Genomic DNA, 24,247 nt, shown 5'->3' on the forward strand with positions numbered 1-24,247 from the left:
CTCCGCAAGTTTGTTCATGAACGTTATTATTCTAAACACCAGCTATTGATCGCGGAGAGAAGAAACCTCATTTAATTCTTGACTTTGCTTCGCTTAACCTTAAGAAAGTGTAAGTGGGAAATTGTGTCCATAACAGGTTTGTATTTAAGTTTATTTACTTGTAAATTATTAAGAATTTACTATTTAGGTCCTAGTTCTATGAAGACACTTCTCAACCGAACCTGGTGGTCATTACTAATCAGAGGTATGTTAAGCCTCATTTTTGGCATTATTGCTATTAGCTGGTCTGGTATTGCACTACAGTCATTATTATATCTCTTCGCTTTTTATGCAATCGCTGACGGAATTTCGTCAATAGCAGTATCACTTCAACACCGGAAAGTATTCAACTGGGTCGGCATGCTACTTATAGGCATCATCAGCCTTCTGGTGGGGATTTTAACATTAATCTATCCGGCCTTATCGGCAATTTACTTGGTTATTTTCATGGGCTTCAGGGCACTCTTTAATGGAATATGGGAAGTATTGGCAGCTGTTAGACTACGAAAAGAAATAGAAAATGAGGCTTGGCTCGCGTTGAACGGAATTATCTCAATCCTGTTTGGTCTATGGGTAATTTTAAATCCGGGAGCAGGAGCGCTTGCTCTTATTTGGTTAATCGCTGCTTACGCAGTAACCATCGGCTTCATACTAATTATTCTTGCATTTAAAGCACGATCATGGAGCAGGCAATTATTGGTTTGATAGAAATACAGCCTAAAACCACAAAAAATCAAATGCGTTTTTCAAGCGTTAGGGCCCATCAATTGCATTCGAGCCTAACTTACCTACCCAATATCACACAGGAGCACCACTCAATTCTGATGTTCCTTTTTCTTAAATTATAGAGTCGTTTTTGTCCCCCATTCTGAATAAGAAAAAAAATGAAAAATAAACCTGCAGTGCTTGCTGGTTCTAATACAACTAGTCAATTTGAAGCCCTTTTTGATCATGCTTCCATTGGAATTATTTTTACAGATCAGAAAGGTAAAATCGTCAATTTTAATCACCAGGCGGAGTTACAATTTGGATATCACAAACATGAGGTTTTGGGTAAATTAATTGAACTATTAATTCCCCAACAGTTTCACTCTAAACATTTAGAATACAGAAAAGATTTCTATGATCACCCTCAAAACCGGCCCATGGGAACCGGCAGGGATCTATATGCCAAAAAAAAAGATGGAAGCGAATTTCCTGTAGAAGTCAGCCTTTGTCTTTACCGGACAATTGAGGAAATGCAGATAATTGCTTTTGTTACTGATATTACTGTACGCAAGCGAAAGGAAGAATTGTTGCTTCAACAACAGGAGGAGCTCCATAGATTTTCAACGAAAGTAAGACAACTGAACCGCGAACTGGAGCAAAAGGTTGAAGACCGTACCAAAATGCTACGAGAAACATTGGCTGAATTGGAAAAATCGAAGGATAAGTTGAATGAGGCCCTTGAAAAAGAAATAGAACTAAGCGATTTGAAATCGCGATTTGTAACCCTGGCCTCTCATGAGTTTCGTACCCCGCTTAGCACCATCTTATCTTCTGCAGCCTTAATTGGGCGGTATAATACACAAGAGGATCAGGGGAAAAGGTCAAAACACATTCAACGTATTAAAAGTTCAGTTGCTTCCTTGAAAAGCATTCTTGAAGATTTCTTGTCTCTCGGTAAACTTGAAGAAGGTTGCCTACAGGCAAAAATGGAAATAACCCAAACAGAAATATGTTGTACAGAAATTGAGGATGTTATTCAGGACATGCAGCAGATCGTAAAACCAGGACAGATCATCAATTTTACCCATGGGGGAAAAAGTGAAGCAATAATAGACATTGCTCTCTTGAAAAATATAGTAGTGAATTTAATTTCAAATGCCATTAAGTTTTCTCCCGAGAATTCAATTATTCATGTAGTATGCAATGTTACTGATAACGACTTGGTGCTCATAGTAAAAGACAATGGTATCGGTATTTCAGAGGAGGATCAACAGCATTTATTTGAACGGTTTTTCCGGGCAAAAAATGCTACAAACATACAAGGCACCGGTTTGGGATTGAATATTGTTGCAAAATACCTTGAACTGATGAGCGGTAGCATTGAAATTCAGAGCAAACTAAATGAAGGGTCAACCTTTACTGTTTACGTACCACAAATAAATCATAATTCTTAAAAGATGCTAAAAATATTATTAATTGAAGATAATCAAGATGTTAGAGAAAATACGGCAGAAATCCTGGAGCTTTCCAATTATAAAGTTTTAACCGCCGATAACGGCAAAACAGGAGTTGAAGTTGCTTTACATGAAAAACCTGATCTCATTATTTGCGACATCATGATGCCATTACTGGATGGCTACGGGGTGTTGCACCTTTTGAGCAAGAATAAAGAAACAGCGAGCATTCCTTTTATTTTCCTAACAGCAAAATCTGAAAAATCCGATTTCAGAAAGGGAATGGAAATGGGAGCCGACGACTACTTAACCAAACCTTTTGATGACATCGATCTGCTAAAGGCTATAGAAATGAGGTTAAAGAAAGCAAAGCTTTTGCAACAGGGATTTAGTGGGGATGCAAAAGGAATAAAGGATTTTATTGAATATGCAAAAGGAATGGGCAATGTTCAATTTACTACTAAAGGAAGCGAAACTTACAGTTATAAAAGGAAACATTCGCTCTATGAAGCAGGGCACCGGCCCACGGCTGTTTATTTTATTGTTAAAGGGAAAATTAAAACTTATAAGATCAACGAAGAAGGCAAAGAACTCATCACTGCCATCTACGGTCCCGGCGATTTTATTGGCTATATGGCCATTTTACATGAAGTTAACTATATTGATAATGCGGAGATTTTGGAAGATGCGGAGTTGATGCAGATCCAAAAACAAGATTTTTTGCAACTGATCACTACCAACACTCAAATAGCCCATCAATTCATCAAGCTGTTAACCCGAAACGTTCTGGAAAAAGAAGAAAAGCTATTAACCCTTGCCTATAATTCCCTGCGAAAGCGCGTGGCCAATGGCTTGCTGCAGGTGGCCGATAAGCTTAAAAATAACGAAGAGAATAAACCCATTATCGAATTATCAAGGGAAAATCTTGCCCATGTGATCGGTACGGCAACAGAGTCGCTCATCAGAACCTTAAGTGATTTTAAAAGCGAAAAACTAATCGACATTATCGAGGGAAAAATTATTCTCCTGGAAAAGGAGAAGCTTAAAAATCTTTTGTATTAAAAGCTCAACTCTTAAAACTAAAATTATGGAGAAGGAAAAAGTTATATTTTGGAGAAATTTTCTTTTTCGGACATTTCTCATCGGTGTTTTATTTGCCATCATCCTTTTTATTCCTGACTTGTCCTCCCTTGTCGCACTAAAACTAATTCACTTCTGAATATCAGTATTTTACAGTTTTGAAAACCGTAATTTGTCGCACTAAGCTTAAATTATGCTACGAATTCGAACTGTTACGACTGCCTCAGGAGCAAAGGCTGTTCAGGTAATTTATTATTATAAGCGAAAAAGGGTAGTCTACAAGCATATCGGTTCAGGAAGGTCAGAGGCGGAAGTCGAATCTCTTATGTTGGTCGCGCAGGATTTCATCGACAATTACACACCGAGCTTGCCGTTCAAGGAGGAAACAAAGTTTGACAATTTGATTTTCCTGGACAGAGCGCAGTTTTTAGGTGTACATTATACCTTTTTATATGAAGTACTTTCGAAAGTCGTCAACAAGGTCGGTCTATCCTATATCAAGAAACCACTATTGTTGGATCTTGTCATTATGCGGATCTTAGAGCCTGCTTCAAAATTGCGATCTATAGAGCTGATGGATACCTATTTTGGCATTCGTCATCGAAGGCAGAGCTTTTATAAGTCAGCCAGGGATTGGCTGGAGCTGAAGCAGGATGTCGAACAGATCGTTGTTGCCTTCGCAAAGAGCAGCTACGCGTTCAATTTCGAGCTGTTGTTCTATGATGTAACCACCTTGTATTTCGAGACTTTTGAGGAAGACGAGCTCAGGGAGAATGGCTTCTCTAAAGACAATAAATCACAACAACCCCAGATATTGGTTGCTTTGATGGTGACCAAAGAAGGCTTCCCTGTATCCTATGAGGTGTTCTCCGGCAGCACATTTGAGGGGCACACGATCCTTCCCGTCGTACAGAAGTTCATCCGCAAGCATGGCGTTGCCAATTTTACCATCGTCGCAGATGCGGCCATGATAAGTTCGGTCAATGTCCAGGCATTGGTCGAAAGTAATATCAATTATATCGTAGGTGCAAGACTGGGGAATCTTTCGAGTCCCTTGATCGAACAAATCGATCGCTCTCTCAAGAGAGAAGACGGCCATAGCATCAGGATAAAAACCGATAATGGATATCTGATATGCAGTTATTCGGCAGTACGATACAAAAAAGATAAGTACGAAATGGAAAAGCAGATACAGAAAGCAGAAACGATTATCCAGACTCCCTCAAAGGGTAAGAAGACAAAGTTTACCAAATCGAGAGGCGAAGTATTAGAACTCAACCGTACGCTGATCCAAAAAACGAAAAAATTGTTGGGAATAAAAGGGTATTACACTAATCTGGAAGAAAGTGTTGCTGACAACAATACGATAATAGGGCATTATCACGAACTGTACAGGATTGAACAGGCTTTTAGGATATCTAAAAGCGATCTTCAGACCAGACCAATTTTCCATTACAAAGAAGAGCCTATAAACCTTCACTTATTGGTCTGCTTCATGTCGCTAGTAGTATCCAAACATATTGAATTGTCAACCGAAGTATCTATAAAAAAGTTCGTAACCGAATTGAAAAAGATCACGGACGCCAGGATGGTGAATGGAATTACAGGGAAGGAAATACGCATTAGGGCCAAAATAACGCCGTTAATCGAAAAATTGGTGCAAAATCTAAAACTGCCGCACTAAAAGGGACAAGTCAGGAGGGAAAAATTATTCTCCTGGAAAAGGAGAAGCTTAAAAATCTTTTGTATTAAAAGCTCAACTCTTAAAACTAAAATTATGGAGAAGGAAAAAGTTATATTTTGGAGAAATTTTCTTTTTCGGACATTTCTCATCGGTGTTTTATTTGCCATCATCCTTTTTATTGTAGCAATTGCTTTTTGGAACACCTGGGTACCAAGGATTGAGGGCATATTTCATACAAACGAAACTGACTTGGCCAGGTTAACGTTATCTTTTTTCTTGAATATCAGAATTGTGCTACTATTTATAATGTTGGCCCCCTGCATAGCCTTGCATTGGATGAGTAAGAAGAAAAATTAGGCTAACAATTACTATTATTTATGAATATTGAGATCCATGCTTGCAAATCCCTCTGCTTTCATTCAAAATTTTCTGTAATCTACCTCTTGAAATTCCAATTTTTGTAAGAAGCGAAGGATCGACACAAATTTCTTTACAAAGAATAACTCCCTGTTCAAGCAATTTTGTTTTTTCAGCACCGGCGAGTGTGGTTAAACAGGTAACAGGATACAGACCTTCTTTATCAATTAGTTCGCGCAAACTTTCGTTTTGAGGGTAATCCCAGCCCAACAAGTACAGACCGGCACATTTGCCATATTCTATGGCATCTGATGAAAATTTGGTATTGGTTACTACCCATCCTCTGTTAAACTTAGTTTTATAATTGAGGCCTCTCTCCCACTGATCTTCCACATCTTTAAACCGGGAATGGATGTAGAGTGGAATTTTCACATCGCATATGTAACCCGGTTGATTATGAAACTTACATTCAATCATAAAGAGTTTATCATCCTTTTCCGCAATAATATCAATCTCATGATTCACACAATGCCCTTTAATAATAACATTAAGATCCGTTTTGAATCCCTGAAATTTCAAGAGCTCTGCCAGGAACTTTTCGAATGGGAAACCCGAAGGACCTAACTGCATAATTGCTTGTTTCAGGTTATATTTTGCAGAGGTGTAATTCGTTTGTTTTTTCAACAACTTAAATGCAATATTATAGATTTCTTTGGTAGTGCTTCCATTAACGAGTTGGCTGCTTACTTTATCAACTATTGCATTAATCTCAGCATCACTCGCCCCCGCTCGTTTTAAAGAGAGTCCAAGTTTTTGAGCTGAGAAAGGAACAATTTCTCCCGATGCTTTTTCAATTAACAAAGATGATTTCATGGTAAACAGGAGCTGATGCTACTTTTTCATTCTTCATCAACTCGCTGGTCCTCAATTCGATCTTCCAGGGACATGTCATTCGCTATAGGCGTACTCAGTTGTTCACCTTCATAATTTTGTTGTTCCAGTGTCCAGTTGTCGGTCAGAGAAGTTTCTATCCATAAATTGCCCGATTTGCGAAAGACCTGTACCGATAAGCCAAATTTTTCCCAAAAGTCGTTTTCTATCATGGCAACAGTTCTTTTAGGGGCGATATCAACAAAACCTGAAAAATGAAATTCAGTCAAATCACCTAATACTTTATTAGGAGCAATGAGTTCAGATTTGGGAGAAGGTTTGCTTTCGCGATGGGGCCGTCTAAAAAATTCGATCTTCAAGAAAGGGTATGCTGCATTAAATGCTTTCTGAATTTTTTTGATCGTATAGTCTTTTTCAATAATCAATTCCATAGCAGTTCTTATTTAATACAAAAATTCATGAATCAAATATATTCATGAAAAAAAGTAATAAACACGATCGTAATCAGCTGAAAAGATGAGTTTGGTCAGGGAAAACTGAGAGATATCAGGCGGTCAAATTCCTCAATTTCATATTCCTCTTTCCCCTTTCCGTTTATCAGTTCAATAGAACCAAGTAGCGTAACTTATATTTTAGTTCAGTTTCAATTTTAATAGCTTTAGGAATTAGGACCTGCTCTTCTATAATGGCATGAACATGCAGGTCTTGCTCAAAGGCTTGCAGTTGAGAAAGCAAAATACGGTGTAATGACTGATCGGAGACCGGTGGATTATACATTCGGATGGCATTGCGAATTTGCATCAGTTCGTCTTCGGTATCATGGTGCCCGGCAAGAAATTTTGTAATGGAATATTCCTCACCTGCAAGTAGATAGTGCAAAAGGTGCTTTGGGGAGTTTTCTGCATTACGCAACATCACAATATAAGGAAGCAGTTTGTTTTCTTCCTCCCTAAGGTGATTACCGAGCTCGTTGCAATAGCGTTGAAAAAAATCATGCAGGGTTTTAAGCAATGGATGATTGGATTGATAATAGTTGTGTAACAGGAGGATGCTTTGTTCTATTTCAGGCAATTTTTTTTGAAGATAAAAGGCATGCGTACGCTGGATATAGTCAACAATCAATTCAATACTGAATGGCTCAAACGCTGCTGCTTTGAAATTATTTTCCTCAAACAAATTGAGAATGGAAAATATAAATTCCTTATCCAGACCTTTCAGATGAAGTTGAGCATAAAAATACCCTCCAGCTTTTAGCGGGTTAACCGAATAACGCTGCATTACCTGAGTTAAGAAATAATTATAGGGCATAAAATGATATCTGTAAATTAATTTATAAGTGATACTCCGATTAATTTATATTTTTTCATGCCGTTAAAAACTGTTGTGACTACCCTTTACATGAACTCTGAAGAGGAATAAAAGCAATGATCTGCCTGGTTAAACCTCAGCAGTGCTTTCAGTTTATATGATCAGTTTTTACTGCTATTGAATGCAAATTCATAATTACCAGTTGGGCTAAAATATTAATCTTCGCTTTTTCTTTTTCATGTGACAAGTGATGTAATAAGACTCTTAGTTGTTTCTTTTCTTCGTCACTAATTTCACTGGCAATACCCTGATGTAAAAATGAAACGGAAACGCACAAATCATTAAACTGCTCCAACTCAGCAACAACACTTTTTATAATTTTAATTTCTTCTTCATTCCATACATAGACTGGAAAGGGCCGTTGCAATTCTTTCTCAAACGTGCTGAAATTATGGAGGAGATCTTTTAATTTCTTGCGGATAAGATGCAAGTCGTCATCACTGTTATGATTATTGTGAATAAGTGCATCCAGCTCGGTTATTTTTTCTTGCACAAAATTCTCGATTGCTTTTAAATGGATAACATTCGGCAATTCTTTTTTAATAATTTTTTCAGCATCAAACCAGGGATTGAAAGAAAGCTCCTTCCTTAATCTGTCTTTCCAATTGTCAAGCTCGCTTTCTAGCAGCAGCATGTATTTATAAGGCTTCTTTCTTTCATTTTTTGCAGCGTTATAAATGCGATGTATATGCAATTGTAAGTTTCTAATAATACCAGCCTTGCCATATACCTCTTTTATTCCCGCAGGTAAGAACAGATCAGTATCCGATTCATAACCTGCCATTCTAAGAAAGGCTCTGAACCTTTTTATTTCACACCACAAAAGAATAAGATCATCAAACTGCAATTCAGGCTCCATTTTTCTGGCACACTTCCTGAAAAATTTAAAAAACTTTTCAATAACGACCCGCACCTCATGATTGTTCATAATTACTTAATACTGGAAATATTTAGTCCTATCAACCTCAGTAAATAATTCATTCTGTAATTGTTGTTCAACGCCCAACAATCCATGTCCGAGATAAGAAATCATCTATGCTGGAGCACTTTTAAAGGCAGTTATAAATTTAACCTGAAGGCATCCGGATATGCATGAGCACAATCAAATCATGGTCTGATTCGGGTCATGATGTAAGTAACAATTGATGATTGATCCAGGAGTAGAAACTATACAAATACTACACCCCCAACCTTAAATGATTTAAATGTTCAATATTGACGGCATTAATTTATTACATAATACCGCCTATCAGAAGTTTTATTACTGCTGTGCAGCCACAATTTTAAAGTTGAAAGCTCCGTTACCGGTAGCCATCCATACGCGTAGCCAAATGGGTAAAACGCTTTCCGATCCTCTGGCGGTGGTAATATCGCCCAAGTCAAGCATCTCTTCTTCCTGCCAACCGAAAGATTTCAAAATACCTTTTACGGTTGCTTTAGCATCGGCATCATTACCGCTCAGGTAAACATTGGTTGTTTCGGGCAACATGCGAGGATTGACCATAATTCCGCACCACATGGTGTTTAATGTTTTTACCACTTTTACATCCGGAAAAGCTCGCTGAATTTGTTCGCCTAACGAGTCGGTGTTGCTAACAGCCAGCGAAGGCGGCATGCCTTTTGAATCGTCAAGCGGATTGGACACATCAATCAGAATTTTACCTTTCAGGTTTTCTGCTCCAGCCAATTTCAAAACTTCTAAGCAAGCTACACCTTTTGTGCAGTTAAAGACGACCTCTCCGAATTTTGCTGCATCAGCAAAGGTACCTTGAGAGGCATTCCTGCCGTTCTTGCCCATCCAGGCCTCAGCTTTTTCATTAGTAGCCGAGCGGCTCCCCAATTTTACTTCGTGTCCTAATTCAATCAATTTTGAGGCAATGGTCACTCCTACCATGCCCGTTCCTAATACTGCAATTTTCATTTTACATTTTAGAGATTAATACAATTGTATATACAACTATTGATTTAAAAAAAAATTATACCCCTAATTTCTTGGACAGCTCAAATACATTGGCTGTGATCAGACGCGCGTAAGAGTCGCCTAATTTTTCAGCATACATGGTGTACATATTCCTCCAGCAACTTTTAATTAGCTCGTTTATGTATTTGGTTTTCTCCGTAGGGTAAATGAATGATTGTTTTCCTTGGTATTGCCTGTCTAAATAACCTTGATCTACCATTTTGTCAACCAATCGAGTAATGGTGGAAGGTTTTAACTGCATAACCCCTGCTGTATCGCCGGCAGAAATACCGGGTTCTTTATTGGCTATCATCAATAAAAAACAATAAGATGGAGGCAAACCAACCGGCTTAAAAGCCTCTTCAGCCATCTCATTCATCACCCTGGCCAAAGCATTTGCTGAATAATACAAACATCCACTAAATGAATTTTTAAGATCGCCCATCCCTGAATAATTTCTGCTTCGCTAAGATAAAGAACCTTTATTTGTATGTACAAATATTTTTAAACTATAAATTTGAACAAACATGATCCTGACGAAAAACACCTTGGCTCGTGACTTTGATCACATTATAACACACAAAAACCCTGTAAACTTGTAAGAAAAACATAGAAAAATGAAGCGAAATATGGGAAATGCAGATAGAATGATCAGGTTGATCATTGCTGCGATGATTGTAATCTTATATTTTACCGACTTTTTAACTGGTACATGGAGTATTATTTTATTGGTTTTGGCCGGTGTATTTGTTACGACAAGTGCGATTGGTTTTTGCCCGCTTTATGCACCTTTGGGAATTAATACTTGCAGTATAGCCAAAAGCACGAAATAATGATTGAATAAGTCATTTTTTTTAACATTAATAATCGGCTTTTTAAGAAATATACATTTAACCATGGAACCGCATTATTATCATGTTGATGTAAACTGGAACATGGAACGCAAAGGACTAATGTGTTCTCCTGAGTTAAGCCACGAGGCAAACAGTTGCATTGAAGTAGCAACCCCTCCTCAATTTCCAAAAGGCATTCCTGGCATCTGGACGCCCGAACATTTGTTTACTGCTTCGATAGGTAGTTGTTTAATGACAACTTTTTTAGCCATTGCTGAAAACTCTAAACTTAATTTTAAAAATTTTAGGTGCAGATCTAAAGGGAAATTAGAGCAAGTTGATGGAAAATTTATGATAAGTGAAATTATTCTTGAACCCACCGTTGAAATTACTGACAAAAAAGAGCGCGATAAAGCAGAACGGGTTTTGCAGAAATCGGAAGCCGCCTGTTTAATTTCAAACTCTATTAAATCAAAGATCATTGTGAAACCCACCATATTAATTAATGAACAGCTAACCTAACTATTCAGGATTAATCTGAACTTGTGGAAAACCTATCTGTATCATCATTTTATCTCTTATAAACGAAACCAGTTGTCACGGTTGCAATTGATTGTGGTCATTGCTCTTGTTCGCCAGCAGAAATAAATTTATTAAGCTAAAATTCAAACAAAGGTGGTAGAATAGTTTTCAGATAAAATTTAAAAGTTGTTTTATGCTTGGCGAGTTAAACAGGACTCAAATTGAAGAGCTTTTAAAGGCCAGATTCTTGGTCGCATAGGTTACCATGCGGATGATACTACTTTAATCGTTCCGGTAAATTATGTGTATAATGGCATGCAAAAGTTAATTAAGCAACTACTGCCTTTTATAGTTAGCGAAACAGCATTGCCTTCGCACAGACTGGGCACTATGAAAGTGGCCGTTGTTTACCGAATACGTTTAACGAAGAATGGGGCGATTTGAAAAAGGTGATTACAAAAAGTAGAAGTTGTTAAGTACATTCCTTTGTCAAATAACGGTGCGCGTACGTTGAATTTGCATAAATAATTTTTCAACATCTTCAAAACGACATAATTCAGTTCCTGGATTCATGGTAGCTGCAGTACCACAAGCCACTCCATATTGAACCGATTGTAATAAGTTTTTACCCTTTGATAAGCTTAGAACAATACCGGCAACCATGCTGTCGCCAGCCCCTACGGTGCTTTTTCGTTTAACAGGAGGCGTGGTGATAGTTTGCATAATATCTTTGGTTACCAGCATGGCTCCGGCGGCACCCATGGAGACAACGATAACTTCGCAGTAACCCTTGGCAATAATTTCTTTTGCTGCATCATCAATCATATCCAGCTGCAATTCTTCTTTACCCACAAGAGAACTTAATTCGCCCAAATTAGGTTTTAACAAGTAAACGCCTTCATTAATAATAGCATTCTTCAATGCTTCACCCGAAGTATCAACAATCAGTTTGGCATTTTTCTTCTTTGCGATCTTTGCAATTCTTGCAAAAATATCTAAAGGCACACTTGGAGGTAAACTACCACTTGCTACAATAAATTCAACATCCATTAGCTGTTCTATTTCCTGCAGACAGGCCACCCATTCATTTTCTGATAATTCACCGGCAGGCATCCCAAAACGATACTGCTGATTCGTCGCTTTATCAAGAATAATTATATTTTCCCTGGTATGAGAAACCGTATCGATTACAATTGAAGGGACATGCTCATCTTCAAGCAACTGGGTGAAAAATTCACCAGTATAGCCTCCCGCTGGATAAATAGCAGCTGCTTCTCCACCTAATTTATTAATGGCACGAGCTACATTAATCCCGCCCCCACCAGGTTCGTACTTGAGTTCACTGCATAACAGTTTCTTTTCAGGCAATAAAGCGCTTACCGCAGCACTTTTATCTATACAAGGACTAAATGTTATGGTTGCAATACGAGTCATAGAACTGAAATTACTTTTATTGATTTTGCAGATACTTCTCCAAATGTTGTTTATTCAATGCAAACCTTGCAAGCTTTCACGCTGCTTTTAATCCCTTTTTCAAGTACTTGTTTCCCTTTTGAGTGATAACGAAAAATGGTAATGCCTTTCGCCTTTTCTCGCCATGCGGTTCTATAAATATAATCAACGGTTGAAATGCTTGCATCCTCAGTCAAGTTAATGGTTTTCGAAACTGCATTATCGGTGTATTTTTGAAATACCACTTGATGTTTGAGGTGCCATTCAGGAGAAATCTCAAGGGCAGTTTTAAAAATATTTTTAACCGATTCAGGGAGTTCATTCACATTTCTAGCAATCCCTTCCACTTTAACCTGTTCAATAATATTTTCTGAATAGAGGTTATTTCGATAAAGATATTCAATAAATAAGCTGTTAATCTCAGCCAAACTTTCATTATTTAAAACATGATTACGCTGATAAGCTAATGCGAAGAGGGGTTCAATGGACGAAGAGGTGTTGGCAAGGATCGAGATAGTGCCAGTGGGTGCAATACTTAACCTGGTTGCATTCCGTATAGATGTTTGGGGATAATAGATACTTTGAGTCCAGTTTTTAAATACGCCTCTTTGCGCTGCCAATTCAATGGAGGTATCGAAGCTTTTTTGCTGAATAAATTGCATTAATTTTTCTCCTAATTCTATTGCTGAGGTTGAATCATAAGGAATTTCGAGTAAAATCAGCAGCTCAGCCCATCCCATAACTCCCAATCCTATTTTGCGGTTACCTTGTACAATTGTTTTAATCTCAGGCAACAGGTAATTATTCACTTCAATTACATTATCTAAAAAACGAGTTACAATTTTCACAATCTTCTCTAAATGGCGCCAATCAATAGTTCGTTTTCCGTTTGTTTCAATTATAAATTTTGAAAGGTTAATGGAAGCCAGATTACATGATTCGTAAGGAAGTAATGGAACTTCGCCACAAGGATTAGTTGATTCAATATTCCCAATTTGAGGAATTGGATTTACTGCATTAATTGTATCCAGAAAAATTAACCCAGGATCACCGCTTTTCCAGGCACTTTCTACAATGTCATCCCAAAGTTTTTTTGATTCAATACTTTTTACTATTTCTTTTGTGTTGGGGTGAACTAGGTTCCACACCTCCCCCCTTTCTACTGCAACCATAAAAGCATCCGAAACTCCCACCGAAATATTGAAATTGGTTAGCACTCCTTTCTCTCTTTTGGTGCTAATAAATTCTTCAATATCTGGGTGCTCCACATTCAGGATTCCCATGTTGGCGCCTCTTCGTTTGCCACCTTGTTTAATGTATTCGGTAGCTGCGTCAAATATTTTCATAAAGGAAACAGGGCCGGATGCAGTGCCACCTGTAGCCGTTACCAAATCGTTTTGGGGTCGAAGGTGAGAGAAATTAAAGCCAGTTCCGCCTCCACTTTGCTGAATTAGGGCAGCCAATTTCAATGTACTGAAAATACTTTCCATACTATCCTCAACAGGTAAAACAAAACATGCACTTAGCTGATTAAGTTTGGTGCCAGCATTCATGAGTGTGGGAGAATTAGGAAGAAATAAAAGCTGGCTCAATGCCGAATAAAATAGCTCTTCCCATTTTTCAGCATCGCTTGCCGTTCCCCAGTATATTTCCGCAGCGGCAATAGCTCTTGCCACTCTTCGAAATAAATCCTCAGGTGTTTCAAGAAACCCATCACTTTTCCTACGCAAGTACCTACATTGAAGTACTTTTAAAGCATTTGGAGATAAAGAAGTCATAATCCTTTGGACCTCCTATTTTTAAAATTCCTTACCAAGTTATTCAAAGCTATTACCAGTTAAAACGATGTTTTATGACAATGCTAAACCGACGCGCTGATTTTCGTCATCAAATTCTGACTCAATTCGACTTGACAACTCTCTTTAATGACATCAGCAGATGTTAATAAACCACCCAAATTAAAAGTTTAGAATTATAAATACTTCAGGAATAAAGTGATAGGGTCATGCTCTTAAAGAGAGCGAACGAAGAAGTTTGCTAACTGCAGAACTATAAAATTGGCCAATGGATAGGTGCTTACCTTGAATGGTTACTGTATGACTGTTGAATGCACTTATTTTAGGAATTGAGACTAAAAATGAGCGATGAATTCTACAGTCTTGAAAAATAAAAAAACCGCTATAAAGATAATTTGAAGCGGTTTTTTAATGTGTTCTGTGAACCCAGAGGGATTCGAAATTCTATCTACATCCTATTGACTCTTTGATGAATCATTACTCAATGGCTTTCATTCGAATTTAGTTGATCGATTTCATCACCAATGGTCTCTATAAAGAAAGGAAGCTGCATTGGTCCGTACAGTTGGCTCCAGTGTCCTTTCTCGTTTATTGTAAGCGTGAAGGGAGCCCCCTTAATATATACATTATAGACTAAGCGTTTGGTATTGCTTTCCGTTTGCACCATACCTTTATAGTTGACACCATCAAACAATACATTAATTGAAAAGGGTTGTATTTGCATAATTAAAGGTACGTTATATATATCCGTTAAAAGATTTTATTATTGGTTAATTTGCTGGTTTTTAGCAATATGTGTTTTTTTGTTTAGTAAAAACCCGTTAACAATATTACAGGTTAACGGTTTTTATTCTGTGGAGCCTGAGAGCCGGGGCTGCTTCCACCTACCAAAATCGGGGTTAACGGTAAGATTTAAGGTAAATCAATTTAGCATCCACTCCTCTATTAAGGTCATAGTTTCTGCCGGTTTTAAAAAGCATAGCGTCGGCTTTTGAATATTATAAACTTAGGCTGGTAAAAGTCAACAAACAGAAGACGAGACCTGTACTTTGCTTGTGAAATTTATAAAAATTCTGAATTATTCGAATAAATATCCGTTTAATTCAGATTAAATTTCCAAAGACCTTCTACATTATTCCTGAAAAATGACTCTTTTCCAACTTATCAAGGCTTATGAGTAGTTGGTGTATGAATAATATCGAAATACACTGTTTTGTCACTCATTGTTAGGATAAATTCTGTATGTAAATTCTTGTTTCGTTAATACAGTTATATCCACAACACAAAAAAATAATGGGGTTTAAAACCCCATTATTTTTTATACTTACACAGTTAGTGAGATACTGCCTATAACTTTTGCACTAAAACTTCTGTTTGCAATCCCATCGATCTAAGACAGACTAATACGCTATAAATTTTATTCATAGATATCTTAAGAAAGGTTCAATATTACTTGAGCTCATTTGCTTGTAATAAGTTAAAGTTCTCTTTTAAAGTAATTTCTTTGCTTACGCGAATATCTCGGGAAGAAGCGCCTACTCTAATTTCATAGTTCCCTGAATTATACTTCCATCCATGTTCTATTTCACTCCAATAGGAGAAATCTCTAGTTGATAAATTCAATGCCACTTCTTTGGTTTCATGAGCTGCCAGTTGAATCCGCTGAAAACCTTTTAATTCTTGATTCGGTCTTAATACTGATGGAGAAATTTCACTAATATATAATTGAACTACTTCTGTACCCGTTCTATTACTTTGATTTGTTACAGGAACAACAACTTTAATAGAATCGCCTTCTGCTAATTGGGTAATTTTGATCTTTCCAAACTTAAATTTAGCATATGACAAACCATGACCAAATGCAAAAAGTGGATTGATACCTTGTTTATCAAACCAACGGTATCCTACCAAAATATCCTCTATATAATTTTCGCTTTTAGACTTATAAGCATCTAAAGAATGGCAGGCTACATCTGACAACTGTTTAGGAAATGTACAGCTTAATTTTCCTGAAGGATTTACCTCTCCGAAAATAACCCGAGCAAGCGCATTTCCATTTTCTTGTCCGTTGAACCAATTCTGAACAATGGCCTTGGCCTTTTTTTCCCATGGCATAGCAACCGGAGCTCCACTTTGGTTAATTATTACGGCTCTTGGCCGTATGGCAAGTATAGCCCGAACCATTTCATCTTGTCCTTTAGGAAGTAGAATATCCTTTCGGTCCTCGCCCTCATGCTCTTGCTCATGCGTATTTCCTGTGAAAACCAAAACAGCATCTACATTTTTTACTTTTTTTACAAAATCAGCATCCTTATAGTTCTCCGGATTAGCAATGTACTCTACTTGAGAGGAAGCAGACAGATAGTGCCTAATACCTTCTAATGGTGTTATTTCGTACAATGGTTTAGCTTCTCCGCTTCCTCCGCCAAGCAAATCATTAACAGCTTTTGCATTAATATCTATCGTTAATCGGGAATCTGCTACCTTTCCCACAATGAGGAGTTTGGAAATTTTATTCTTATCTAAAGGCAGAATATGCCCTTGGTTCTTCAATAAAACAATTGATTCTTCAGCAATCTTTCGAGCCAGCAACTTATGCTTTTCGGTACGTAATTCACCTTTTACCCTTTTCTCAGCATCTGGTCCAATCATTCTTAGCTTAGCATACATCCACAGTACTCTTCTAACCTTTTCATCAACAAGCGAAACAGGAAGTGTTCCTTCATTTACAGCCTTCTGAATATTAAGATACTCTCGCGAAAAATTTGATTCCAAATCGCAGCCAGCTTTCATTGCTTTGGTCATCGAATGAATAGCCCCCCAATCACTTATAACTACCCCTTTAAATCCCCAGTCTTGTTTTAATGTCTTATTCAACAAAAATTCGCTTTCACAGCACCAATCACCATTAAATTTATTGTAGCCCCCCATCAAACTCAATGCTCCTCCCTTTTTTACTGCTGTTTCAAAAGCAGGAAAATAAATTTCATGCAATGCCCGCTCGCTGGCTGTTACATTAACAGCAAACCTATCCAACTCCTGATTGTTCAAGGCAAAGTGCTTGATACAGGCAGCAACATTATTCTGCTGTACACCCTGTATTATAGGAGTAGATATGGATGATGTCAAAAACGGATCTTCCCCCATGTATTCAAAATTCCGTCCACATAAAGGGGTTCTCACAATATTAACCCCTGGCCCCAAATACATATCTTTTCCCCGCGCCCTAAATTCATTGGAAATGGCATTACCAAACTGAAATGCTAGGTCAGCATCCCAAGTTGCCGATAAGGCCGACAGGGTCGGAAAAGCTGTTGCACAATCGACAGTATCTCCCACGTGAATGTAACGCCCACCATCCGACAATTCGGGCCTTACCGAACAAGGACCGTCAATTGGATAAAATACCGGGATACCCAATCTCTTGATACCCGGGAAACTAAATATATGGTCGCCATGGAGCAACAGCGCCTTTTCAGACAAGGTCATTTTTGATAATACATCATTGGCAATTTGTAAAGCTTCCTGGTCACTTCTATTTTGACCGTAAACTGTATTTATGCCAATAATTAAAGCGAAAAATAAATAGACTACTCTCATTGATTTATATAAATATTTATTCGTTAAAAAACACCACTGTGATTCCTTTTTTTCTCAGTTGGACTTTTACACTTTCGTTAGTCTACCAATTCAAATGTGTTTAAGATGGCTTGGCACAAATTTTCATCCGCGCAATAACGACTGGCAGGAGTAATTTCCAGTCTGTCATTGACCTATCCACATAATCCACCTCCTTGCTACCATTTTTGGGTATCGCTTCCACATCTGCACGAACAGACTCATCTAATGATTTCGGTCTTCCTCGTCCTTCCAAATTCGAGACATAATCGGATCGTAAAGTAAGGACTGATCAACTACCTTCACCCTTTCTGTATGATGAACTGCTCCAGCAGCAGTTTGCTGTACCAGAACGGAAATATTTTTTTTGTCCCCGGCAAGCCTAAACCAACGGCTGCCTAATTGAGACAGCCGTTATTTTTATCACACTTTGCAATCTACCATTGCATCGATTTCATTATTCTGATCGCAAGGCTTTGTTGGCCCACACTGATTCTGATCATGTATTGACCTGAAGCAAGATTGGCTGCCTGAGCAATGTTAATTTGTCCAGAGACAACGGTTGTCTGTGATTTTATGAGCAATGTATTATAAATAACATCATAAATCTCGTAATTCACTGTCTGACCCTCCGTTGCCATTGGAAGTTTAATGTTCAACACCTTATCAAACGGATTCGGATACGCTACGGGTGTACTTTCAGATGACAGTATCGGCTCCTTTATAGCATTCGAGTTAGAATTCACGCCGCAATCGCCCAGCTTATCTCCATGATTCAGGTGGGCCTGTACCGCATTCACCGAAATAGACGAGTTTGTTCCATTATGACATATAAACACCTTATCTCCTACTGAACGAATATCACGCACAATCACTTGCTTAGTGAATGTAGTAGCACAACCACGCGCATCTGTAATCGTTACAGTAAAGTCATGAACTCCTATAGCTGTTGGATTTACGACTGCACTCGCCGAAGTAGCCCCATTGGACCAGGCATAGGTATAAGGAGCGGATCCTCCAGAGGCCTGGGCTGTAAGCGTTAATGACGATGGGTAATAGCCAAGATAAATCGTATTTGCATCGCCTCCCGGATTCACCGCGTATACATCAGCTATAGATGCTGTGATCGGGCCGTTAACCGTTACGGTCGTTTGAGCGACAGTCGCATTTCCTGCCTGATCTTTCACCGTCCAGGCAATCGTTGAAACACCTACTTCAAAACGTCCGCTGGCATTTAATCCGTTGCCATTTCGTACAGTTGCGCCGCTTATTTGATAAGTAACTGAGCTAACTACATTATTATCGGTAGCTGTAATATCTCCAATTGAATAGAAACTATCGGCATTATGACATAACACAATGCTTTGTGTTGCTGCTACAACCGGAGCCTGAACGTCGTTTACGGTTACGGCAAATGAACAATTGCTGGTATTACCCGCACCATCCGTTACCACGAAGGTATTGGTGGTGGTTCCTACCGGGAAGAAACTGCCGCTTGGCAAACCTGCCGTTTGGGTAGTAACTGCTCCGGTACAATTATCTGTCCCAGCCGGGGCGGTAAACGTTACTACGGCTCCGTTCTGACCGGCATCGTTATCGACCACAATAGCTTCAGGTGCAGTGATCACAGGGGCTGTTGCATCTTTCACCGTCACAGGGAACAAACAAGTTGAACTATTGCCCGATGCATCGGTGCCTGTTGCCGTAACGATTGTAGTCCCTACCGGAAAGATAGTTCCCGGATCATGGCTGTAAGTAACGGTAGCCTGACTGAAATCATCTGTAGCTGTAACTGCAAAGTTTACTGCTGCACCACATTGGCTTGGATCATTGCTCACAACAATACTGTCCAGGCAAGTAATAACCGGAGCTGTAGCATCCTTTACGATTACGGTAATTGAATCCGACATGGTACTTAATCCGCTATTGTCAGTTGCTTTTGTACGAAAACCGTAAACGCCCGGCAGCACACCTGTCCACTCAAAGCTGAAAGGAGGTTCCAGGTCTTCACCAAGTTTCGTACTTCCCTGGAAGAACTCTACTTTGTCTACCGTACCTTCCGCATCACTGGCAGTAGCCGCAATGGTAATCGTTGCCGGTGCATTAAAGCTGACAGCGTTTGCCGGCGAGGTAATCGCTACAGCCGGAGGAGTAGAACAATAGCCTACATTTAATTCTGCAGCCGATGTAAATTGCTGGCCGGCTGCCTCCGACAAGGCTTTGAAGCGAACGAACTTACCTGGCTTTTCAGGGAAAATCACCACTTTTTCAGTCGCATTTTTTTCAAAGGTGCCGGTAGCTACCGGAGCTCCCCATGACAACGAATCTAAGGTTACATAGATTTGATACTGAGCAACTGTTCCGTTACCTGCATTTGAGGTAGGTAAATATTTAAACCGGTTCACGTTATACGTATTCCCCAGCGATAATTGAATTTCGTGCGGCAGCTGTGCAACCGTAGGACTCCACAGTGAATGCCAGATAGTGGCAGGGTTGCCATCAATGGCGTTGATGGCAGGAGAACTTGATTGTTGACTATCAAAATAAATCACTTTTAAGTTTGCCTGTGGAATATCCGCTGCACCAATACAGTTAACAGCCACGTTTATGGTTGCCGAAGTTGTTACATCACCACTATTGTCTGTAGCCTTAGCCGTAAGGGCATAACTGCCTATTGCTACATTATTCCATTCAAAACTGTATGGCGCACTAAGGTCTTCACCTAACTTGGTGGCACCTGAAAAGAATTCCACTTTGCTTACCGTTCCATCCGCATCAGCTGCATTGGCGTTGATGGTAACGGATGACCCGCCGGTAAAGTTTTCATTATTAACAGGCGAAGTGATCGCTACTGTCGGAGCTATACGTACTTTATAGGTAATCTGAGGTCTCAAGCCAACCGAGCCAATTTCACGAGAGGTAAACGTTACATTGGTAGCCCCGCCAAGAACAGTTGAAACAATCTTTAACGACAAGATTTTATCTCCGGCCAGTTCCGCCAGCGCCTGCGCTTTAATATCCCATTCTGCCCATCCGGAACTTTTGCCCTGAATAGTTCCTAATAACGTTGTGGCAGCTGGCTTGGCGTTCCAGGTAATATTCGTTTCCGTCCAGCTATCATCGGGAACATAATACAATTGCCAAGTTGTGGTGTTAGTTGCAGTATTACTAGAAGCAATATTCAACCTTAACTTGACAGTATCAAGAGCCGTAGGTATACCAGTAAGGTCATACTTCAAGAATACTTCACGAGAAAATCCGGCACCATCTTTTTTCAAATCAAGACCCGCTGCAGTACCAAAGTTTTTCGTGGCATCACCACCATCTCTTACGTAAGCATCTGCAGTTGCCGTTTTGGTATTTACCAGGATAGCAATCGGGTCAGAATCTGCAGTGGCTCCGGCATTATCCGTTGCACGCGCAGTGAGCAGGTAACTGCCTGCCGGTGCATTATTCCAGGTAAAGCTATAAGGAGCGGAAAGGTCCTCCCCCAGCTTGTTGTTGCCTTCAAAAAACTCCACCTTCGTTACAGAGCCTTCTTGGTCACTGGCATTGGCATTAATTATAATGGTTGATGATATTGAAGCGTTGAACGCCGGTGAAGTAATGGAAACAGCAGGGGCCGTATTTTCATTTCTGAATGAAAGCTGCGGACTCAGGGTAGCACTTGCTTCCCTTGAATTAAACGTTACATCCATTGTGTTTCCCAAAACCGTTGAAACCAGTTTCAAGGACAGCGTCTTATCCCCTGCCAGTTCTGCCAGCGCCTGCTGGGTTATATTCCATTCTGCCCAGCCTGAGCTTTTTCCTGAAACGGTTCCCAACAGCGTAGTAGCAGCCGGTTTGTTGCTCCAATTGATACCGGTTTCTGTCCAGCTGTCGTCCGGAACGTAATACACCTGCCAGGTGGTACCGCTGATCCCTGTACCTGCTGAGGCTATATTCAGCCTCAAGAAGGCATAATTATCGGGACTAATCGAGGAAAGATCGAACTTTAAGTATATTTCCCGGCTAAAACCGGCACCATCCTTTTTCACGATAAGTCCGGTTGCCGTACCAAAATTGGCAGTGGCGCTTCCACCATCCCGCACATAGCTATCGGCAATAGCAACGGTTGTATTTACCAGAACTGACACGGGAGCTGCAACACCCTGGTTACCTTGATCATCCGTTACCCTGGCCGTAATTGCATACGCACCATCGGTCACATTGTTCCAGGTGCAGCTGTAAGGCGCCGCAGCATCTTCGCCTATTTTAACGTTACCCTGATAGAACTCCACTTTGCTCACCGTTCCGTCAGCATCACTGGCCGTGGCCTCAATAGTAATAGTGGATCCGGCAGCAAAAGACGCATTGCTCGAAGGACTGATGATTGTTACGACAGGGGCTGTTCCCACAAGTGTACGCGCAGGCGTTTCCCAGATCCCTCTTCCGAAAGTACACACACGTAATAAACTATTAAGCGGATTGAGAGGATCTGCCGCCAGCTCCATGCCATTTAAGTTGGCGGTAGTAGGCAAATTGATACCTACATAAGCCCAGTCGGCAAGGGTATTGTTAATATAATAAACACCCTCGCGGGTATAAGCAAATACCGTTTCTGTAGAAGCCTGCAAGGTATCGGCGATCATTTTCTTAATTTTCTGGCTTTTCAGGATAGTACTTACCGGACCGGCACCTACCGCCGCCCAGGAAGCCCCTTGATTTGCAGAACGGTACACATAACCATCACTCGACATGTACACTACTCCATTGCGGAACACCGCCAACGCACCATTGGTCGGCTGACCGGTTGGCATGGGGGCTGGGGCAGCAGCGGTAAAGGTAGCGGCACCCAGCGCATTGGTACTGCGCATGACCGTTTTATTCTGTGACAGCACATACAGCACGTTGGCATCGGCAGGGGAAACCTCCATGGCCAAGGGCTGAGTAGTGGGCTTAAAACTGTTCAAGGCCGACCATACAGGGTTGGCCGATTGCAAATTGATCGTTTTAAAGATACCTGACCCTAAATTGGCATAGAAGGCAATATTAGCATTCTGGTGTGAAGCAGTATATTGATCACTATTGCCGGCAACTGCCGGAAGATTGATGGAAGCATCAGATCCTGTAGGGTTATTCAGCAAATCCCTTCGCTTACCACTCTCTCCATAATAAGCATAATTGGATGCATTATCAAAAAAGTACTTGGAAGTAAAATCTCCTCCACGGTTAGTTTTCCAGGCGCCATCTTTATAATACACCTCACCATTATCCTGGGTACCGCCGCCTACCAAATTTTTATAGCTGCGGCTATTGCCAAAGTTATAAAACTCCGTAGCGGCCAGTCCGTCAGAAGTCGGCACCCACGTATTGGTGGTTACACGATTGGTGTTAATCCAAACACCGCCGTCATTAGCGTTGAATAATTTATTGGGATCATTCGGATGGAAAAGAAATTGGTGCTCATCGGTATGCAGCACTGCCCCCCAACTCGTTTGCGATTGGATCCAGTTAGCGCCACCATCGGTGCTTTTCCAGACCAAGTGACCGCAGGAATACAGGATATTCGGATCCAGGGGGTCTGCCTCAATATCGTAATTATAACCGCCCTGACCACTGGTAGTACCTGAGTACCCATTTAAGTTAGGCAGCACATCCCCTTTCTTAAGGGTGAACGTAACACCGCCATCTGCAGAACGGTAGACAATCCCCCCTCCTATAGTATTGTTGGAGCCTACATAAGAAACATACACCACATTGGGGTCAGCCGACGTAATGGCGACACGGCCGCCATTGGAAGGTGTAACGCCAAGGGTGGTCGTTGTCCAGGTGCTGCCAAAATCGGCTGAGGAATAAAAATTCTGATTATCAGAAGACACGGCAAAAAGCTTAGTGCTGGCCCCAGCTTTCATACACATATCAGTGATCTTGGTCACCGCAGAAGTCAGCGTCCAGGAAGATCCGCCGTTGGTACTTTTATAAATACCGGCATTGGTACTGGCCACCAGGACGTTGTGATCATCCGGCGACATCAGGATGTCATCTACCAGTTTATTACCCATTCCGGTATTGCTCAGGGCAAAGGTTTGCCCGCCATCGGTCGATTTCCAAACCCCACTGGCATTGCTGGCGCTATAATAGTCAGCATCTCCCGTTCCTAAATACAAAATATTGGTATTGGTATAATCAATACAAATGGAGGCAAGATTGGTTCCCGCAGGGAAATCATCTGTACCAGGCATGATGCTCCAGCTTGTGGCCAGATTGTCGCTTACAAACACGCTATGCGGGGCAACCGCATACATGCGGTTGAGGTTAAGCGGATCGAACTTCAGTTGCGATACCCGACCGATGCCGTTGATCTGAGAGGAAGCATTAACCGGGAACGGAGTGGGACCAACCGGTTTCCATTCCGATGTCTGGCCCCAGGCCGTTAAGCAGGAAACCAGAATGGCTGTTAATGTAAGTGTTAAATTGTAAAGTTTTTTCATGCTCAATTTCTT

Annotated in this window: 18 protein-coding genes; 7 read left to right on the top strand and 11 right to left on the bottom strand. The window is 40.2% G+C overall.

What is annotated here, in order from left to right; all coding sequences use genetic code 11:
- The first annotated feature begins 198 nt into the window (after positions 1 to 198).
- The 4 genes from L2B55_RS14430 to L2B55_RS14445 all read left to right on the top strand — a co-directional run bounded on the left by L2B55_RS14430 (position 199) and on the right by L2B55_RS14445 (position 4,965).
- Complete coding sequence (locus L2B55_RS14430) at positions 199 to 744, top strand: HdeD family acid-resistance protein (RefSeq protein ID WP_237846850.1); 546 nt, start codon at positions 199 to 201, stop codon at positions 742 to 744.
- 179 nt (positions 745 to 923) lie between these two features.
- Positions 924 to 2,201 (top strand): PAS domain-containing sensor histidine kinase, encoded by a 1,278-nt coding sequence (locus tag L2B55_RS14435; RefSeq protein ID WP_237846851.1) that lies wholly within the window; start codon positions 924 to 926, stop codon positions 2,199 to 2,201.
- A gap of 3 nt (positions 2,202 to 2,204) precedes the next feature.
- Positions 2,205 to 3,263, top strand: coding sequence for a response regulator (locus tag L2B55_RS14440; RefSeq protein WP_237846853.1), 1,059 nt, complete (start codon positions 2,205 to 2,207; stop codon positions 3,261 to 3,263).
- 211 nt (positions 3,264 to 3,474) lie between these two features.
- Positions 3,475 to 4,965: an IS1634 family transposase gene (locus L2B55_RS14445; protein ID WP_237845796.1), complete on the top strand. Its 1,491-nt coding sequence runs from the start codon at positions 3,475 to 3,477 to the stop codon at positions 4,963 to 4,965.
- A 375-nt stretch (positions 4,966 to 5,340) separates the two neighbouring features.
- On the opposite strand, the gene L2B55_RS14450 is transcribed toward L2B55_RS14445, so the two are convergent.
- The 6 genes from L2B55_RS14450 to L2B55_RS14475 form a co-directional block, all read right to left on the bottom strand.
- A complete protein-coding gene (locus L2B55_RS14450) occupies positions 5,341 to 6,195 on the bottom strand; it encodes a restriction endonuclease (protein WP_237846854.1) in 855 nt (284 codons plus the stop codon).
- A 26-nt stretch (positions 6,196 to 6,221) separates the two neighbouring features.
- Entirely contained in the window at positions 6,222 to 6,644 is a 423-nt protein-coding gene (locus L2B55_RS14455; protein WP_237846855.1) for a hypothetical protein, read from the bottom strand.
- A gap of 166 nt (positions 6,645 to 6,810) precedes the next feature.
- Entirely contained in the window at positions 6,811 to 7,521 is a 711-nt protein-coding gene (locus tag L2B55_RS14460; protein WP_237846856.1) for a hemerythrin domain-containing protein, read from the bottom strand.
- Positions 7,522 to 7,669: 148 nt separating this feature from the next.
- Positions 7,670 to 8,509: a CHAD domain-containing protein gene (locus tag L2B55_RS14465; RefSeq protein WP_237846857.1), complete on the bottom strand. Its 840-nt coding sequence runs from the start codon at positions 8,507 to 8,509 to the stop codon at positions 7,670 to 7,672.
- Positions 8,510 to 8,842: 333 nt separating this feature from the next.
- On the bottom strand, positions 8,843 to 9,502 hold the full coding sequence (locus L2B55_RS14470) for an NADPH-dependent F420 reductase (protein ID WP_237846858.1): 660 nt from the start codon (positions 9,500 to 9,502) through the stop codon (positions 8,843 to 8,845).
- A 55-nt stretch (positions 9,503 to 9,557) separates the two neighbouring features.
- Positions 9,558 to 9,986 carry a MarR family transcriptional regulator gene (locus tag L2B55_RS14475; RefSeq protein WP_237846859.1) on the bottom strand — a complete coding sequence of 143 codons (429 nt, stop codon included), beginning with the start codon at positions 9,984 to 9,986 and terminating at the stop codon, positions 9,558 to 9,560.
- Positions 9,987 to 10,158: 172 nt separating this feature from the next.
- On the opposite strand from L2B55_RS14475, the gene L2B55_RS14480 reads away from it, so the two are divergent.
- The 3 genes from L2B55_RS14480 to L2B55_RS18930 all read left to right on the top strand — a co-directional run bounded on the left by L2B55_RS14480 (position 10,159) and on the right by L2B55_RS18930 (position 11,340).
- The gene (locus tag L2B55_RS14480; protein ID WP_237846861.1) at positions 10,159 to 10,374 is read left to right on the top strand and encodes a YgaP family membrane protein; all 216 of its coding nucleotides are present in this window, start codon (positions 10,159 to 10,161) and stop codon (positions 10,372 to 10,374) included.
- A gap of 63 nt (positions 10,375 to 10,437) precedes the next feature.
- Complete coding sequence (locus L2B55_RS14485) at positions 10,438 to 10,896, top strand: OsmC family protein (RefSeq protein ID WP_237846862.1); 459 nt, start codon at positions 10,438 to 10,440, stop codon at positions 10,894 to 10,896.
- A gap of 315 nt (positions 10,897 to 11,211) precedes the next feature.
- A complete protein-coding gene (locus L2B55_RS18930) occupies positions 11,212 to 11,340 on the top strand; it encodes a hypothetical protein (protein WP_255696470.1) in 129 nt (42 codons plus the stop codon).
- A gap of 45 nt (positions 11,341 to 11,385) precedes the next feature.
- Here the strand turns inward: L2B55_RS18930 and L2B55_RS14490 are convergent, their stop codons facing one another.
- The 5 genes from L2B55_RS14490 to L2B55_RS14510 form a co-directional block, all read right to left on the bottom strand.
- Positions 11,386 to 12,330 (bottom strand): 1-phosphofructokinase family hexose kinase, encoded by a 945-nt coding sequence (locus L2B55_RS14490; protein WP_237846863.1) that lies wholly within the window; start codon positions 12,328 to 12,330, stop codon positions 11,386 to 11,388.
- 50 nt (positions 12,331 to 12,380) lie between these two features.
- On the bottom strand, positions 12,381 to 14,126 hold the full coding sequence (locus L2B55_RS14495) for an adenosylcobalamin-dependent ribonucleoside-diphosphate reductase (RefSeq protein WP_237846864.1): 1,746 nt from the start codon (positions 14,124 to 14,126) through the stop codon (positions 12,381 to 12,383).
- Between the two features lie 499 nt (positions 14,127 to 14,625).
- On the bottom strand, positions 14,626 to 14,868 hold the full coding sequence (locus L2B55_RS14500) for a hypothetical protein (RefSeq protein ID WP_237846865.1): 243 nt from the start codon (positions 14,866 to 14,868) through the stop codon (positions 14,626 to 14,628).
- Between the two features lie 725 nt (positions 14,869 to 15,593).
- Positions 15,594 to 17,744, bottom strand: coding sequence for a glycoside hydrolase family 3 C-terminal domain-containing protein (locus L2B55_RS14505; RefSeq protein WP_237846866.1), 2,151 nt, complete (start codon positions 17,742 to 17,744; stop codon positions 15,594 to 15,596).
- Between the two features lie 455 nt (positions 17,745 to 18,199).
- On the bottom strand, positions 18,200 to 24,235 hold the full coding sequence (locus tag L2B55_RS14510; protein WP_237846868.1) for a CBM96 family carbohydrate-binding protein: 6,036 nt from the start codon (positions 24,233 to 24,235) through the stop codon (positions 18,200 to 18,202).
- Positions 24,236 to 24,247: the final 12 nt, after the last annotated feature.

Source organism: Solitalea lacus (assembly GCF_022014595.1).
Lineage (GTDB): Bacteria > Bacteroidota > Bacteroidia > Sphingobacteriales > Sphingobacteriaceae > Solitalea > Solitalea lacus.